General features: G+C 64.6%; 16 protein-coding genes. 12 read left to right on the top strand and 4 right to left on the bottom strand.

All coding sequences use genetic code 11. The features are described from left to right. Positions 1–13 precede the first annotated feature (13 nt). Entirely contained in the window at positions 14–853 is an 840-nt protein-coding gene (gene panC, locus HDC29_RS11090; RefSeq protein ID WP_179497519.1) for a pantoate--beta-alanine ligase, read from the bottom strand. Positions 854–939: 86 nt separating this feature from the next. On the opposite strand from panC, the gene HDC29_RS11095 reads away from it, so the two are divergent. The 6 genes from HDC29_RS11095 to HDC29_RS11120 all read left to right on the top strand — a co-directional run bounded on the left by HDC29_RS11095 (position 940) and on the right by HDC29_RS11120 (position 6,563). Then, complete coding sequence (locus HDC29_RS11095; protein ID WP_179497521.1) at positions 940–1,749, top strand: division plane positioning ATPase MipZ; 810 nt, start codon at positions 940–942, stop codon at positions 1,747–1,749. Positions 1,750–1,775: 26 nt separating this feature from the next. Next, complete coding sequence (pgmG, locus tag HDC29_RS11100) at positions 1,776–3,158, top strand: phosphoglucomutase/phosphomannomutase PgmG (protein ID WP_179497523.1); 1,383 nt, start codon at positions 1,776–1,778, stop codon at positions 3,156–3,158. 113 nt (positions 3,159–3,271) lie between these two features. Continuing rightward, positions 3,272–4,087, top strand: a complete 816-nt coding sequence (gene lptB / locus HDC29_RS11105) for an LPS export ABC transporter ATP-binding protein (protein ID WP_179497526.1) — start codon at positions 3,272–3,274, stop codon at positions 4,085–4,087. A gap of 15 nt (positions 4,088–4,102) precedes the next feature. Further along, on the top strand, positions 4,103–5,557 hold the full coding sequence (gene rpoN / locus HDC29_RS11110; protein ID WP_179497528.1) for an RNA polymerase factor sigma-54: 1,455 nt from the start codon (positions 4,103–4,105) through the stop codon (positions 5,555–5,557). A gap of 171 nt (positions 5,558–5,728) precedes the next feature. After that, on the top strand, positions 5,729–5,854 hold the full coding sequence (gene ykgO, locus HDC29_RS11115; protein WP_003046794.1) for a type B 50S ribosomal protein L36: 126 nt from the start codon (positions 5,729–5,731) through the stop codon (positions 5,852–5,854). Between the two features lie 97 nt (positions 5,855–5,951). After that, positions 5,952–6,563, top strand: a complete 612-nt coding sequence (locus HDC29_RS11120) for an HAD family phosphatase (protein ID WP_179497530.1) — start codon at positions 5,952–5,954, stop codon at positions 6,561–6,563. On the opposite strand, the gene HDC29_RS11125 is transcribed toward HDC29_RS11120, so the two are convergent. Both HDC29_RS11125 and HDC29_RS11130 read right to left on the bottom strand, forming a co-directional pair. Beyond that, a complete protein-coding gene (locus tag HDC29_RS11125; protein ID WP_179497533.1) occupies positions 6,548–7,102 on the bottom strand; it encodes a hypothetical protein in 555 nt (184 codons plus the stop codon). The genes HDC29_RS11120 and HDC29_RS11125 overlap by 16 nt on opposite strands. A gap of 38 nt (positions 7,103–7,140) precedes the next feature. Further along, a complete protein-coding gene (locus HDC29_RS11130) occupies positions 7,141–9,291 on the bottom strand; it encodes a S9 family peptidase (protein WP_179498843.1) in 2,151 nt (716 codons plus the stop codon). 81 nt (positions 9,292–9,372) lie between these two features. On the opposite strand from HDC29_RS11130, the gene HDC29_RS11135 reads away from it, so the two are divergent. The 6 genes from HDC29_RS11135 (at position 9,373) to HDC29_RS11160 (ending at position 14,516) form a co-directional block, all read left to right on the top strand. Then, positions 9,373–11,211, top strand: a complete 1,839-nt coding sequence (locus HDC29_RS11135) for an aminopeptidase P family protein (RefSeq protein ID WP_179497534.1) — start codon at positions 9,373–9,375, stop codon at positions 11,209–11,211. Between the two features lie 8 nt (positions 11,212–11,219). Further along, positions 11,220–11,681: a thioesterase family protein gene (locus tag HDC29_RS11140; protein WP_179497536.1), complete on the top strand. Its 462-nt coding sequence runs from the start codon at positions 11,220–11,222 to the stop codon at positions 11,679–11,681. Between the two features lie 268 nt (positions 11,682–11,949). Continuing rightward, positions 11,950–12,411, top strand: coding sequence for a hypothetical protein (locus HDC29_RS11145; RefSeq protein WP_257018243.1), 462 nt, complete (start codon positions 11,950–11,952; stop codon positions 12,409–12,411). Between the two features lie 34 nt (positions 12,412–12,445). Further along, complete coding sequence (gene ribD, locus HDC29_RS11150) at positions 12,446–13,408, top strand: bifunctional diaminohydroxyphosphoribosylaminopyrimidine deaminase/5-amino-6-(5-phosphoribosylamino)uracil reductase RibD (RefSeq protein ID WP_179498845.1); 963 nt, start codon at positions 12,446–12,448, stop codon at positions 13,406–13,408. A gap of 8 nt (positions 13,409–13,416) precedes the next feature. Continuing rightward, the gene (locus tag HDC29_RS11155) at positions 13,417–14,043 is read left to right on the top strand and encodes a riboflavin synthase (RefSeq protein WP_179497539.1); all 627 of its coding nucleotides are present in this window, start codon (positions 13,417–13,419) and stop codon (positions 14,041–14,043) included. Beyond that, positions 14,040–14,516, top strand: coding sequence for a GFA family protein (locus tag HDC29_RS11160; RefSeq protein WP_179497541.1), 477 nt, complete (start codon positions 14,040–14,042; stop codon positions 14,514–14,516). Before HDC29_RS11155 ends, HDC29_RS11160 begins: the two co-directional genes overlap by 4 nt. Here HDC29_RS11160 and HDC29_RS11165 read toward each other — a convergent pair. After that, positions 14,513–14,983, bottom strand: coding sequence for an MmcB family DNA repair protein (locus HDC29_RS11165; protein ID WP_179497543.1), 471 nt, complete (start codon positions 14,981–14,983; stop codon positions 14,513–14,515). The two genes, HDC29_RS11160 and HDC29_RS11165, sit on opposite strands and share 4 nt — an antisense overlap. Between the last annotated feature and the right edge of the window lie 9 nt (positions 14,984–14,992).

Below are 14,992 nucleotides of genomic sequence, written 5' to 3' on the forward strand. Positions count from 1 at the left end.
GTTTCCACGTTGTTCAGCCTACCGGCAGATTGTCGATGAGCCGCGTTTTTCCGATCCGTGCCGCCGCGAGCAGGCGTGCGGGCCTGCGGAAAGCGCTCAATCTTTCAAGGCTGTCGGCCTCGGCGAGCGCGACATAATCGACGCTTTCGAAACCGCGCCCGACGATCACCGCCTCGGCCTTGGCGAGCGTCTCGGCGACGTCGGCGCCGCCCGCGATCGCCTTTGCCGCCGCGTTCAGCGCGCCCGGAAAGGCGGCCGCCGCCGCGCGCTGTTCGTTCGACAGATAGGCGTTGCGCGAAGACAGCGCGAGGCCGTCGGTATCGCGCGCGATCGGCGCGCCCAATATGTCGATCGCGAAATCGAGGTCGCGCGCCATGCGGCGGATGATCGCGAGCTGCTGCCAGTCCTTTTCGCCGAAGATCGCAACGTCGGGGCGGACCTGGTTGAACAATTTGGCGACGACGGTCGCGACGCCGTCGAAATGGCCGGGGCGCGCGGCGCCGCAATAATCGGCGCCAAGTTCGGCGACCTCGATACGCGTGCTGTGACCGGCGGGGTACATCGTCGCGACGTCGGGCGCCCAGAGCAGGCTGGTGCCTTCCTCGACGAGCATCGCGGCGTCGCGCGCCTCGTCGCGCGGATAGGCGTCGAAATCCTCGTTCGGGCCGAACTGGGTCGGATTGACGAAGATCGACACGACGGCGTGGTCGGCGACGCGCTTCGCCATGCGGACGAGCGAGAGGTGGCCGTCGTGCAGCGACCCCATGGTGGGCACGAGTGCGACGCTCTTCCCCCCCTGCTTCAGTGCCGTAACGGCACGGTGCAGCATCGCGATGTCACGGATGATTTGCACGGCTCGTCGCCCTCCGATATTGGCGCGACTATATCACTTCGCGCGACGGCCGCCCATGCCGTGCCAACAGGAAAATCGCAACGCCCATGACGACGCCCGCACCGCACCGCATCATCTTTGCCAATGAAAAGGGCGGGACCGGCAAATCGACCTGCGCCGTGCATTTCGCGGTCGCGCTGGCGAGCCAGGGATGGCGCGTCGCGGGGATCGACCTCGACCCGCGCCAGCGCACCTTTCATCGCTACCTCGAAAACCGCGAAAATACCGCGAAGCGCCGCGAGATTGCGCTACCGACGCCGCGCTTCGAGGTGTTCACCGGATCGACGATCGAGGAACTCGACGAGCAGGTGGCGCGACTCTCCGAAGACGCCGACTATCTGATCGCCGACACACCGGGCCGCGACGATGTCTTCGCGCGCCACCTGGCAACAACCGCCGACACGCTGGTGACGCCGATCAACGACAGCTTCATCGACTTCGACCTGATCGGACAGGTCGATCCCGAGACGTTCCAGGTCACCCGCCCCAGCTTCTATTCCGAACTCATCTGGGACACGCGAAAGGCGCGCGCCAAGAGCGACGGGCGGACGATCGACTGGATCATCCTCAGGAACCGCCTCCAGCATGTCGATGCACATAATATGCGCCGCGTCGGCGAGGCGCTGACCCAGTTGTCGCGCCGCGTCGGCTTTCGCGTCATCCCGGGGCTCGGCGAGCGCGTCATCTATCGCGAACTTTTCCCCGCCGGCCTCACCCTGCTCGACAAGGCGCATCTCGGCGGCATGGGTATCGGCCACGTCGTCGCGCGGCAGGAACTCCGCGAGGCGATGGGCGGACTGAACCTTCCGGCGCGCGAGCGGTTGCATCCGGACGGGGATTTGTTCGCCGCCGCCTGATCCCTTCTCTCCCCAAGAGGTTCAAGATGACGCACCAATTTCACCCGACGATGCTCCGCGAATATGACATTCGCGGAGTCGTCGGCGACACGCTTTCGGACAAGGACGCCTATGCCATCGGCCGCAGCTTCGCGACGTTGATCCGCCGCGCGGGCGGCAAGCGCGTCGCGGTCGGCTATGACGGGCGGCTGTCGTCGCCGATGCTCGCCGACGCGCTGATCGCGGGAATCAACGCCGCCGGCGTCGATGCGCTCAATGTCGGGCTCGGTCCGACGCCGATGCTCTATTATGCCGCGTCAACCGAGGATGTGGACGGCGGTATACAGATAACCGGCAGCCACAATCCCCCCGACTATAATGGTTTCAAGATGGTGTTTCAGGGGCGTCCCTTCTTCGGCGCCGACATTCTGGCGATCGGCGAAATGGCCGCCGCGGGCGACTGGGAGGCTGGCGAAGGCACGTCGCAGAGCATCGATATCGTCGACGCCTATGTCGACCGGTTGGTCGAGGGGTTCGCGGGCGGCGCTTTCCGCATTGGCTGGGACGCCGGCAACGGCGCCGCGGGCACCGTCATCGAGAAACTTACCGCGCGCCTTCCGGGCGAGCATCACTTGCTGTTCACCGACATCGACGGCCATTTTCCGAACCACCATCCCGATCCGACCGAAGAAAAGAATCTGGCCGACCTCAGGAAACTCGTCGCGGAGAAGAGCCTCGATTTCGGCGTCGCTTTCGATGGAGACGGCGACCGCATCGGCGCGATCGACGGCGAGGGCCGCGTCATCTGGGGCGACCAGTTGCTGCAAATCTATGCCGCCGCGGTGCTGAAGGACTTGCCCGGCGCGACGGTCATCGCCGATGTGAAGGCGAGCCAGGCGCTGTTCGACCGGGTCGCGCAGCTCGGCGGCCAGCCGCTGATGTGGAAGACCGGCCACAGCCTGATCAAGGCGAAGATGAAAGAAACCGCGAGCCCGCTGGCGGGCGAGATGAGCGGGCATATCTTTTTCGCCGACCGCTATTATGGTTATGACGATGCGCCTTACGCCGCGATACGGTTGATCGAGGCGGCGACCAAATTGGGGCAGAGCGTCACCGATCTGCGCGGCGCCATGGCGCCGATGGTCAACACCCCCGAAATGCGCTTCCAGGTCGATGAGAGCCGCAAATTCGCCATTGTGGAGGAGGTTCTCGACCGGCTCGGCGCATCGGGTGCGCAGGTCGACCGGACCGACGGCGCGCGCGTGCTGACCGACGATGGCTGGTGGCTGCTGCGCGCCTCGAATACACAGGACGTGCTCGTCGCGCGTGCCGAGGCGAAGGACGAGACGGCGCTCGCGCGCCTGCTCGCCGCGATCGACGATCAGCTTGCCCTCTCAGGGATCGTGCGCGGTCCGCAGGCCGCGCATTAGGCGCCGTTGCCGGCGGCCTCCCCCGCGCATCCTGCAAAAATCTTGCCAGATTGACCTTGGCCGCGTCGCTGGGGTAACGCCGCACGGGGGCTAGAAACGGAACCGACCAACCTATGACCGACGACGAATCCACCGTGGCGACGCTTTCCGATGACGATCATGGCGTCACCGAGCACAGAGCGCATGTCCGCGAGGATGCCGCCGCGGGCAACGGACTGGCGGTCATTTCGATCGCCAAAAGCTATGACAAACGCGTCGTGCTGTCGGACGTCTCGCTGTCGGTCGGCAAGGGCGAGGTCGTCGGCCTGCTTGGCCCCAACGGCGCCGGCAAGACGACCTGTTTCTATTCGATCATGGGGCTGGTGAAGCCCGACGCGGGGCGCATCATGCTCGACGGCGCCGACATCACCGCGCTGCCGATGTACCGCCGCTCGATCCTCGGCCTCGGCTATCTACCTCAGGAAACCTCGATCTTTCGCGGGATGACAGTGGCGCAGAATATCGAGGCGGTGCTTGAACTCGCCGAACCCGACAAGATTGCGCGCGAACGCCGGCTCGAGGAACTGCTCGACGAATTCGGGCTCACGCGGCTGCGCGACGCCGCGGCGATGGCGCTGTCGGGGGGCGAACGGCGCCGCGCCGAAATCGCGCGCGCGCTTGCCGCCAATCCGTCGATCATCCTGCTCGACGAACCCTTCGCGGGCATCGACCCGCTGTCGATCAGCGACATTCGCGACCTTGTTGCCGATTTGAAGACGCGCGGCATCGGCGTGCTGATCACCGACCATAATGTGCGCGAAACGCTCGACCTCGTCGATCGTGCCTGCATCATCTATGACGGCAAGGTGTTGCTTGCCGGCTCGCCGGCCGAACTCGTCGCCGATCCCGAGGTGCGCCGCCTCTACCTCGGCGAGGGTTTCTCCCTGTGATGCGGTGACGCGCTGATGGCGTTGGGTCCACGCCTCGATCTCCGCCAGTCGCAATCGCTGGTGATGACGCCGCAGCTGCAACAGGCGATCAAGCTGCTGGCGCTGTCGAACCTCGAACTCGAGGCCTATCTGGCCGAGGCGCTCGAGGGCAATCCGTTGCTCGACACGGCTTCGCCCGACAGCGAGGGCGGCGGAGGCGACGAAGTCGGCGGCGATGCGCCCGCGGCCGAAGCCGCGTCGCTCGAAGCCGATCAGGCGCTGTCGGCCAATGGGGGAAGCGAAAACGACCTCGACGTCGACCTCACCGAAAGCTTCCACCACGACAGCGCAAGCGACAATGTCGGGCTGTCGGGCGCGGGCGAGGATATCGATTTCGACAGCTTTGCCGAACATGAAGGCACGCTCCACGACTATCTGCTCGCGCAGGTCGGCGAACGTTTCGGCGGGATCGAGGCAATCGTCGCGGGGCAGCTCGTCGCACTGATCGACGAGACGGGATACCTGCGCGCCGACCTAGCCGAGCTCGCCGCGCAGCTCGGCGTGCCACTGGCACTGGTCGAGGCGGTGCTGGCCGGCATCCAGTGTTTTGATCCGTCGGGCGTCGGCGCGCGCGACCTTGCCGAATGTATCGCGATCCAGGCGCGCGAGGCCGACCGCTACGACCCCGCGATGGCGACGATGATCGCGCATCTCGATCTGGTCGCAAAAGGGGCGTTCCCGCAACTGAAACGTATCTGCGGCGTCGACGACGAGGATCTTGCCGACATGATCCGCGAACTGCGCGGCTATGACCCGCGGCCCGGCCTCCGATTCGGCGGCGACGGCGCGCCTGCGGTCGTTCCCGACCTCTATATCCGCCAGACCGCAAAGGGCTGGGCGGTCGAGATCAATAGCGGCACCCTGCCCCGCCTGCTCGTCAACCGCCGCTATTACACCGAACTGGCGCAAGGCGCCGCGGCGAAGAGCAAGGCGTGGCTTTCCGAACAGCTCGCCGGCGCCAACTGGCTCGTGCGCGCGCTTGACCAGCGCCAGCGCACGATCGTCAAGGTCGCGAGCGAGATCGTGAAGCAGCAGGAGGGCTTTTTCCTGAACGGGGTCGCGCATATGCGCCCGCTGACCTTGCGCCAGGTCGCCGAAGCGATCGGCATGCACGAATCGACCGTCAGCCGCGTCACCAGCAACAAATATCTGAGCTGCGCGCGCGGCCTGTTCGAACTCAAATATTTCTTCTCGTCCGGCATTTCCGCGACCGAGGGCGACGGCGCGGTGTCGGCCGAGGCGGTAAAGAGCCGGATCAAGGCGATGATCGAGGGCGAGGACGCGAAGGCGATTCTTTCCGACGAGACGATCGCGCAGAGACTGTCGACCGAAGGCCACGACATCGCGCGGCGTACCGTGGTCAAATATCGCGAGGCGATGGGCTATGGTTCGTCGGTGCAAAGGCGGCGTCAAAAGGCGCTGGCGGGATGATCCTCCTCGTCACCCCGGACTTGATCCCGCGTCCATAACGTCGCCGCGGCTATGGATGCGGGATCAAGTCCGGCATGACGAAATTAGGGGAGTGAACCGGTTGACTTTTTACCCGCTTCCCCATAGTTGCGCCGCTTCGCGTCAATACGCCAAGATTTACGGACAGAGATCATGAAGATTCGCAACAGCCTGAAGTCGCTGAAGGACCGCCACCGGGATAACCGCGTTATTCGCCGCCGTGGCCGCACCTATGTGATCAACAAGACCAACCGCCGCTTCAAGGCGCGCCAGGGCTGATGGCCCTGCCGGGGCGTTGCTCGCCCCGCGCGTATAGCGAAGTTAGCGTAACGCCGTCGGATGCTTCCGGCGGCGCTTTCGCGTGTCTGGAGCAAGCATGATTCGCCAAAGCGTGATCTTCGACGTCGGCAGGGTGCTGTTCGACTGGGATTTGCGTCACCTGTTCGCCAAGCTGATCGCTGACCGGCAGGAGCTTGAATGGTTCGTGACGAATGTCGTCACGCCCGAATGGCATTTCCAGCACGATGCCGGCCGCCCGCTCGCCGAGATGGTACCCGAACTGAAAGCCGAGTTTCCGGGGCACGACTTGCTGATCGACGCCTATGCGGCGCGCTTCAACGAGACGATCCCCGGCCCGGTGCCCGGCAGCCTCGAACTTGTCGAGCGCCTCGACGATGCGAGCGTGCCGCTCTTCGCGATCACCAACTTCGGACATGAATTCTGGGAAGGCTTTCGCCCGACCCAGCCCGTCTTCGACCGCTTCCGCGACATCGTCGTATCGGGCACCGAGAAAATGATGAAGCCCGACCCCGCGATCTATGCCCTTGCGATCGAGCGATTCGGCATCGATCCGGCGGGCGCGCTGTTCATCGACGATGTCGCGGCGAATGTCGCGGGCGCCGAATCGGTCGGGATTGCAGGGCACCAATTCGTCGATGCGGAGACGCTGGAGCGCGAGCTGGTGGAGCGGGGTTATCTGGCTACTTGACGTAGATGCCGATCGATCTGACGCTTCAATTTGAAGCCGACATAGTCTTTTTTCCGCGTGGAGCGCCGGTAGTAGACATTCCAATAGCTGGAAACGCGTTGCTTCGTCAGAAACCAGTAAGCCGGATTTTCTCTCAGAAACTCAATGATCGGCTCCGGAACCGATTCGCCGAACACGCCAGCGATATCGTCCAAAATCTCGACCAGATATTCGCCGATCAGTGCAACAATGAACGGTGCAGCCCAAGGCTGAATATCCCGCAAGAGGTCACGGACCGCGCGCTGTCGTTCAAACCCGTCGCTACTGCGTGATCGCAGGCACCGCACCATCAAGCGAATATCGCCGTTCAATGCCTCATCAGCGTGATTGTTGCGGAAACGCAATCGCGCGGGAATTCGAATTGTCTCGCCACCGAGCGAGACTTCAAATTGCTCGGTCCATTGGCTAGCCTGAAGTTGAACAGAGGCATATGTCGCGGCCTCAGTCGCGAGCGTATCTAGCGACTCAGGGAATGCTTCGCTGAGCAAGTCTGCGCTCAAGCTGGTATGCATTTCTCCCATAGTGCCCGGTTGGCGCCCTACTTCTCCACCCCCAGCTGCGTTAGCACGAAGGCAAACTCCTCGGCATCCTCGCGCAGCGCGCCCCAGCGGCCCGATTTGCCGGCGTGACCCGCGCCGATGTTGGTGCGTAGCAGCAGCGCCGCGTCGTTGGTGCGCGTTGCGCGGAGCTTGGCGACCCATTTGGCGGGCTCCCAATAGGTCACGCGCGGGTCGTTGAGCCCCGCAGATACGAGCATCGGCGGATAGGCCTTGGCGGTCACATTGTCATAAGGGCTGTAGCTCAGCATATAGTCGAACGCCGCCTTGTCGGTGATCGGATTGCCCCATTCGGGCCATTCGCCGGGGGTCAGCGGTAGCGTCTCGTCGACCATAGTGTTGATCACGTCGACGAAGGGCACGCCCGCGAGCACCGCGCCCCACAGTTCGGGCGCCTGATTATAGACCGCGCCCATCACCTGTCCGCCGGCCGAGCGGCCCTCGATCGAAATCTTGCCCGCGCTCGTATATTTCGCGGCGATCAGCCCCTTGGCGACGTCGATGAAATCGTTGAACGTGTTCTTGCGCTTGTCGGTCTTGCCCGCGAGATACCAGCCGCGACCGAGGTCGTCGCCGCCGCGGACATGGGCGATGGCGTAAATCATGCCGCGGTCGACGAGGCTGAGGCGCGTCGTGGAGAAACCCGGCGGGACGCGATAGCCATAGCTGCCATAGACATAGAGGTGCATCGGCGCGCTTCCGTCGCGCGGCGTGCCCTTTTTATAGACGAGCGACACGGGGACCGGGGTACCGTCGCGCGCCGGCATGTTTACCAATTCGGTTACATAATTGTCATGATTATAACCGGACGGAATTTCCTGCACCTTCAGCGTCTTGAGCTTGCCGCTCGCAAGGTCGTAATCGAACACCGTGTCGGGGGTGACCATCGATTCATAATCGAGCCGCAGCTTGTCCTGGTGATATTCGGGATTGTCGCCGAGTCCCGCGACATAAGTGGCTTCGGGGAACTGGATCCGGCCGGGCGTCAGCGGTGTATCATATTGGCGGACATCGACCTGATCGACGCCCTTCTCGCGCGATTCGAGGACAAAATAGTCGCGGAAGACCGACAGGCCCGTAATGTAATTCGTGTCCGATCCGGGGATCAGCGTCTTCCAATCGTCCGGCGCCTTGAGGCTCGCAGTGGCGACGCGGAAATTGGGATGCTCGTCGTTGGTGTGGATATAGAGCGTCCCGTCGCGTTCATCGACGCTATATTCGCGGCCCTTCTGACGCGCCGACACCAGCTGCATCGGGGCCTCGGGATTGTCGACGGGGAGCAGGTAGACTTCGCTCGTCTCGTTATCGCCCGTCGCGATGACGATATAATTGTCGGCCGCGGTCTTGCCGATGCCGACGCCGAAGCCGATGTCGGGCTCCTTGTAGAGCAATTTGTCTTCGCTCACCGGCGTACCGAGCTTGTGCAGCCGGACATTGTCGGTGCGCCAATTCTCGTTCGCGAGGCCATAGAGGATCGCGTCGTTGCCCGAGGTCCAGACGAGCGACGACAAGGTGCCGGGGATCGTATCGGGCAACAATTCGCCCGTCTCGAGGTTACGGATGCGCGCCTCGAACCGTTCGGAGCCATTGTCGTCGAACGAATAGGCCATCAGCTTGCCGTTCGGGCTCACCGACACCTCGGCGAGGCGGAAATAATCCTTGCCCGCGGCCATCGCGACCTCATCGAGGATCAGCTGCGCGTCGCCGGAGCCTGACGCCGGCCTCCGGTACCATTTCTTATATTCGGCACCTTCTTCGAACTCGACCCAGTAGACCCAGTCGCCATCCTTCTGCGGCACGCTCGAATCGGCCTCCTTGATGCGGCCCTTCATCTCCTGAAACAGCGTTTCGACCAATGCAGCGTGCGGCTTCATCGCGGCGTCGAACCAGGCGTTCTCGGCCTTCACATAGTCGAGCACATCCTTGTCATCGATCACCGGATAGCTCTCGTCCTTCAGCCAGTGGTACGGGTCGGACAGCGTCTTGCCGTGCAGCGTCATTTCGTGCGGGCGCTTTTCCGCGACGGGGGCGGCGGGCAGGGCGGGCGTGGGGTTGGTCAATGCGGCATCTTTCTCTTTGGCGAACAGGGGCGGCGATACGACAAGCGGGGTGGCAATTGCTGCCAGAAACATCCAAATAGCGCGCATCACAAAATCCCCCGCGGTGCCGCCCCTATGGGCGGGATCAGCCGATGTAGGAACAAGGAAGCGACCATGTCCAGCCCCGTCCCCGCAACCATTTACGCCGAACGTCTCGCCCGCGTCCGCGCCGAACTCGAGCGCCAAGGCCTCGACGGCTTCGTCGTGCCGATCAGCGACGAGCATATGAGCGAATATGTCGGCGAATATGCGCAGCGCATGGCGTGGCTGACGGGCTTCGGCGGCTCGGCGGGGACCGCTGCGGTGCTGCCCCAAAAGGCAGCAGTGTTCGTCGACGGGCGCTATACGGTGCAGGTACGCGACCAGGTCGATGGTTCGCTTTTCGACTATGTCGGCGTGCCGCAGTCGAGCGTCGCCGAATGGATGGGCGCGAACGTCAGCGCGGGGCAGAAGATCGGTTACGACCCGTGGCTCCACGGCATCGACTGGGCGCGCGGGCTCGAAAAGGCGCTGGCGGAGAAGGGCGCGAGCCTCGTCGCGGTGGCAAGCAACCCGATCGACGCGGCATGGAACGACCAGCCCGCGCCGAGCGACGCGGTGGTGACGGTCCACGACGCCGCGCTGGCGGGGCAGGGCGCCGTCGAGAAGCGCGCGATCATCGCCGACTGGCTCAAGGCGCAGGGGCTCGACACGACGGTGATGACCGCACTCGATTCGATCGCCTGGACCTTCAACCTGCGCGGCACCGACGTCAGCCACACGCCGGTCGGGCTCGCTTTCGCGCTGCTTCACGCCGACGCGACCGCCGACCTGTTCATCGCCCCCGAAAAGATCACCGACGCGGTGCGCGCGCATCTTGGCAACAGCGTGCGTATCCACGACCGTCACGCTTTCGAAGCCGCGCTCGCCGATCTCGCGGGCAAGAAGGTCGCGGTCGATCCCGACCGCGCGGTGGCGGCGATCTTTGCCGCGCTCGAAGGCGCGGGCGCGAAGGTCGCGCGTCACCGCGATCCCGCGGTGCTGCCCAAGGCGATCAAGAACGATGTCGAGCTGAACGGCACCCGCGCCGCGCATGTCCGCGATGGCGTCGCGGTGTCGCGCTTCCTAAAATGGATGGAAGAGGTGGCGCCCCAGGGCCTGCTCGACGAGCTCGGCGCCGCCGCGAAGCTGCGCGAATATCGCGACGAAAGCGGCGTCCTCAGGGATCTGTCGTTCGACACCATCTCGGCCGCCGGCCCCAACGGCGCGCTGCCGCATTACAAGGTCGACGCGACCACCAATCGAGCGATCGAGACCGGCACGCTCTACCTCGTCGATTCGGGCGGGCAATATGCCGACGGCACGACCGACATCACCCGCACGATCGCGATCGGCACGCCGACCGCCGAGATGCGCCGCCGCTTCACGCAAGTCTTGAAGGGCCATATCGCGCTCGCGACCGCGCGCTTCCCCAAGGGAACGCGCGGCAGCCAGCTCGACATTCTCGCGCGCCAGTATCTGTGGGCCGACGGGGTCGATTATGCGCATGGCACCGGGCATGGCGTCGGCACGTACCTGGCGGTCCACGAAGGGCCGCAGCGCATCGCCAAACCGGCGGGCGGGCAGGCGGGGACCGAGGAGCCGCTGCACGCCGGCATGATCCTCTCGAACGAGCCCGGCTATTACAAGGCGGGCGCTTTCGGCATCCGCATCGAGAATCTGGTCGTCGTCACCCCGGTCCGCATCGACGGCGCCGAAGAGGATATGCTGGGGTTCGAGACGATCACCTTTGCGCCGATCGCACAAAATCTTGTCGATGTGTCGCTGCTGTCGGCGGCCGAGGCAGACTGGCTGGACGCCTATCATGCCGAGGTGTTGGAAAAGCTCGGCGCGGGAATGGCGGGCGAGGAGCGCGACTGGCTCGAAGCGGCCTGCGCGCCGCTCGACCGCGCGCCCGCCGCACTCGCTGCCTGAGCGCCCGCATGACCGAGCATCGCAGCAACGTGCCGCTCGCCGATTTCCGCGTGCAGGAGCGCGTGCGCGTGCGCTTCAACGAGATCGACGGGCAGAATATCGTCTTCAACGCCAATTATCTCGTCTACGCCGACATCGGCGTGACCGAATATTTCCGCGCGATCGGCGAAGGGCAGCCCGGTCCATATTTTAACCAATATGGTACGGACATTCGCGAAACGCATTGCGAGATCGACTATCACGCCCCCGCGCGGCTCGACGAACTGATCACGATAGCTGCGCGAATCAGCCGCTTCGGCCGGACCAGTTTCACGCTTCATTGCGGGATTTTTCGCGGAAACGAGAGGCTGACCGACATCGAGATTAGCTATGCCCATCTCGATACCGATAGCGGAAAGCCAACCCCGCTGCCGGGAAGCTTTATCGCCGAAGTGCGGCGATTCGAAGCGCGGATGCCAGTCCAGGACTGATTCAGATGTGCCGAATCGGCCCTCTCAACCAAAAAAGTCGAAAAAAAAAGGGCCACCCGAGGGTGGCCCGTGAAAGTTTTGGGAGAGGATGCCTAAAAGGCAAGTGTGATATTGCAGTGCACAATGAATGTTGCAACTGCGAAAAGAGCATCCGCACTTGCATTTTTTGCAATCGAGAACGTTCCCAGCCGCCATTCGGCGCAATCCACGCGTGTTGCCGCTTCCTCTCGCAAATCAGCACGACATCGCCTAAATTGGGCCGATGGGAATGTTCAACAAAGTCGATCTCGGCGGCGGCCTGTCCGATTTCTGGTCCTATATTCGCGAACCGCGCCCGCATCGCTGGGCGATCTGGGGCGTCGCGCTTGCGCTGACCTGGCTCATTTTCCACGGGATCGAGCAATATTTGATCCCCTATGAGAAGCCGAAAGCGCAGATCATCTATTTCGAGAACTGGACGGCGAACCGAAGCGCCGACGAGATTCGCGCCGACTGGGTGGCGCGCGCGAAGGAGACGACGCGCCGCAACGCTGAAAAGCGCGCCGAATATCAGCGTTTCGCCGACAGCCTCGGCATCGAATATGATTCGAGCGAGGCCGACGAGGTGACGCGCGAAACGCTGGGCGAAGAAGCAGCGGCAGCGGCGAAGGAAAAGCCCGAACCGGCGCAGCTGCGCTCGACGCTCGCCGAGCGCGCGGCGCGCGGCGCGCGACCCCAAGCCGCCGACTGACCCGATGCAGCGGCCGCCCGCCGACGCCGACTGGATGGCGGCTGCCATCGCGCTGTCGCGGCGCGGTCAACCGGCGTCTGCACCCAATCCCAACGTCGGTTGCCTGATCGTCCAGCCTTCCCCCGCGGAGGCGAGGGGCAGGCTGATCGGACGCGGCTGGACGCAGGCCGGAGGCCGCCCGCATGCCGAGGCGATGGCGCTTGCCGCGGCGAAAGAGGCCGCGCGCGGCGCGACCGCTTATGTCACGCTCGAACCATGCGCGCACGCGAGCGCGCGCGGACCTGCGTGCAGCGACCTGCTGATCGCGGCGGGCGTCGCGCGTGTCGTGATCGCGGCGGAGGACCCCGACCCGCGCACCGACGGCAAAGGCATTGCGCGGTTGCAGGCGGCGGGGGTCGAGGTCATCTTCAACGTCCTTCCCGCCGAAGCGCGCGCCGCGATGGCGCCCTGGTGGACGCGGCGGGCCGAGGGGCGACCGTTCGTCACGCTCAAGCTCGCGACCTCGCTCGACGGCTGCATCGCAATGGCCGACGGGGCGAGCCGCTGGATTACCGGCGACCGCGCGCGTGCGCACGGCCATCTTGAACGTACGCGGCATCAGGCGATCCTCGTCGGACGCGGCACGTTCGACGCCGACGCACCAAAGCTCGACGTCCGCCTGCCCGGACTCGAGGATCGCGGCCCCGCAAAACTCCTGCTGACCCGCGGCCTCGCACCCGAAGGCTGGACGGGCGTCGCGTCACCCGAATCGATCGATCATGCCGACTCGCTGCTGGTCGAGGGCGGCGCGGGCGCTGCGTCGGCCTTCCTCGCCGCCGACCGTGTCGACCGGCTTCTGCTCTACCGTGCACCGATCCTGATCGGCGGCGGCAAAGCCGCGCTCGGCGATATCGGCCTTGCCGATCTTGCCGATGCCCACGGCCGCTGGCGCCTCGCCGACAGCCGGATGCTTGGCAGCGACCGGCTCGACGTCTACGAGCGCATCAGGATTATTTGAGGACGCATATGTTCACCGGCATCATCACCGACATCGGCACCATCCGCAGCCGCGAGGACCGCGGCGACGCGCGGCTCGTCATCGGCACCGCCTATGACGTCGGCAGCATCGACATCGGGGCATCGATCGCCTGCTCGGGCGCATGTTTGACCGTCGTGGACAAGGGCATCGACGCGGACAGCAACGGGCCCGGCGGCTGGTTCGCGATCGACGCGAGCACCGAAACGCTCGCGCGCACGGCGCCCGGCATGTGGGACGCGGGGCGCCGCCTGAACCTCGAACGCGCGCTCAAGATCGGCGACGAACTCGGCGGGCATATCGTCACCGGCCATGTCGACGATATCGGCCGCATCGTGTCGGTCGAGCCAGTGGGTGACAGCGTGACGGTGACCGTTGTCGCCCCCGCGTCGCTCGCGCCGCATATCGCCCCTAAAGGCTCGATCACCGTCGACGGCGTGTCGCTCACCGTCAACGAAGTGACCGATCAGCCGAACGGCGAGGCGCATTTCACGCTCAACATCATCCCGCACACGCAGGAGATGACGACGCTGGGCGAAGCTGCGGAGGGCCGCCCGGTCAATCTGGAGATCGATATCCTCGCGCGCTATCTTGCGCGAATGCAGGCGCGGGGATGAACCCGATCCCCGAAAGCGCGGCGGAGCGGACGGCGCCGAAGACGGGTCCAATACGGGGATCGTGCCTTTGCGGCGGGATTCGATTCGAAATCGACGGAAAAACCGGACCGGCAGGGCAGTGTCATTGCTCGAAATGCCGCAAAGTATCGGGCACCGACGGAAACGCCGTTTTCTATACGTCGGCTGCCAGCTTTCGCTGGCTGGACGGCGAGCAGCTTATCGAGCGGTTCCCTGTCCCGGGTGACACGAGTTGGTCGGCCTTTTTTTGTCGAACATGTGGCAGCCCGACGCCGCATAGCGACGCAAACGGGAAATTCTTCTTTGTGCCGGCGGGCCTGCTCGACGACGATCCGGGCTTCCGGGGTTATGCGGCGCATATTTTCGTCGGCTCGAAAGCGCCTTGGGTCTGCATCGCCGATTCGGCGCCGCAATATGAAGCAGGCTTTGATTCAGCTCGGATAGATAGCGACTAACCTTCGTTCCACCCCATCGCCAGTTCGGGGTCGGCTGCCACCATTGACCGCCGCATCGCGAGGCGCCCGATGCGCAGCAGCTCGGCCTTGCGCCGCGCGGGGGCGAGATTGCAGCTTGCGGCTTCGCGCACGACGGCGGCGCCGTAGCGGTCGGCGATAATCAGCCCCGACGTTTCCGGGCGATAGCCCTCGGTTTCAAGAATTGCTGGGTCGAGCCCCGCCGCGAGCGCCCAGTAGAAACGGTCGCACCAGTCGCAATAGTCGGGCCATTTGCCGTCGCCGTGGAGGTCGGCGCGGCTGACCTTGATCTCGACGATCGTGATCTGGCCCTTGGCGTCGATCGCGGTGAGGTCGGTGCGCCGCCCATTGGGGAGCGGCACTTCGGGGATCGCGACCAGCCCCGCCTGCGCGAACAGCCGGCATACCCCGCGCGCGACGTCCGCGGCGGTCAGCAGGTCGGTTGCCATCGCTCAAAA

This window comes from Sphingopyxis sp. JAI108, assembly GCF_013410105.1.
Taxonomy (GTDB): Bacteria; Pseudomonadota; Alphaproteobacteria; order Sphingomonadales; family Sphingomonadaceae; genus Sphingopyxis; species Sphingopyxis chilensis.

What these genes read in the sequence shown, in the direction of transcription:
- HDC29_RS11095 (WP_179497521.1), top strand. Translation starts at nt 940, where the DNA reads ATGACGACGCCCGCACCGCACCGCATCATCTTTGCCAATGAAAAGGGC.
- pgmG (WP_179497523.1), top strand. Translation starts at nt 1,776, where the DNA reads ATGACGCACCAATTTCACCCGACGATGCTCCGCGAATATGACATTCGC.
- lptB (WP_179497526.1), top strand. Translation starts at nt 3,272, where the DNA reads ATGACCGACGACGAATCCACCGTGGCGACGCTTTCCGATGACGATCAT.
- rpoN (WP_179497528.1), top strand. Translation starts at nt 4,103, where the DNA reads ATGGCGTTGGGTCCACGCCTCGATCTCCGCCAGTCGCAATCGCTGGTG.
- ykgO (WP_003046794.1), top strand. Translation starts at nt 5,729, where the DNA reads ATGAAGATTCGCAACAGCCTGAAGTCGCTGAAGGACCGCCACCGGGAT.
- HDC29_RS11120 (WP_179497530.1), top strand. Translation starts at nt 5,952, where the DNA reads ATGATTCGCCAAAGCGTGATCTTCGACGTCGGCAGGGTGCTGTTCGAC.
- HDC29_RS11130 (WP_179498843.1), bottom strand. Translation starts at nt 9,291, where the DNA reads ATGTTTCTGGCAGCAATTGCCACCCCGCTTGTCGTATCGCCGCCCCTG.
- HDC29_RS11135 (WP_179497534.1), top strand. Translation starts at nt 9,373, where the DNA reads ATGTCCAGCCCCGTCCCCGCAACCATTTACGCCGAACGTCTCGCCCGC.
- HDC29_RS11140 (WP_179497536.1), top strand. Translation starts at nt 11,220, where the DNA reads ATGACCGAGCATCGCAGCAACGTGCCGCTCGCCGATTTCCGCGTGCAG.
- HDC29_RS11145 (WP_257018243.1), top strand. Translation starts at nt 11,950, where the DNA reads ATGTTCAACAAAGTCGATCTCGGCGGCGGCCTGTCCGATTTCTGGTCC.
- ribD (WP_179498845.1), top strand. Translation starts at nt 12,446, where the DNA reads ATGGCGGCTGCCATCGCGCTGTCGCGGCGCGGTCAACCGGCGTCTGCA.
- HDC29_RS11155 (WP_179497539.1), top strand. Translation starts at nt 13,417, where the DNA reads ATGTTCACCGGCATCATCACCGACATCGGCACCATCCGCAGCCGCGAG.
- HDC29_RS11160 (WP_179497541.1), top strand. Translation starts at nt 14,040, where the DNA reads ATGAACCCGATCCCCGAAAGCGCGGCGGAGCGGACGGCGCCGAAGACG.
- HDC29_RS11165 (WP_179497543.1), bottom strand. Translation starts at nt 14,983, where the DNA reads ATGGCAACCGACCTGCTGACCGCCGCGGACGTCGCGCGCGGGGTATGC.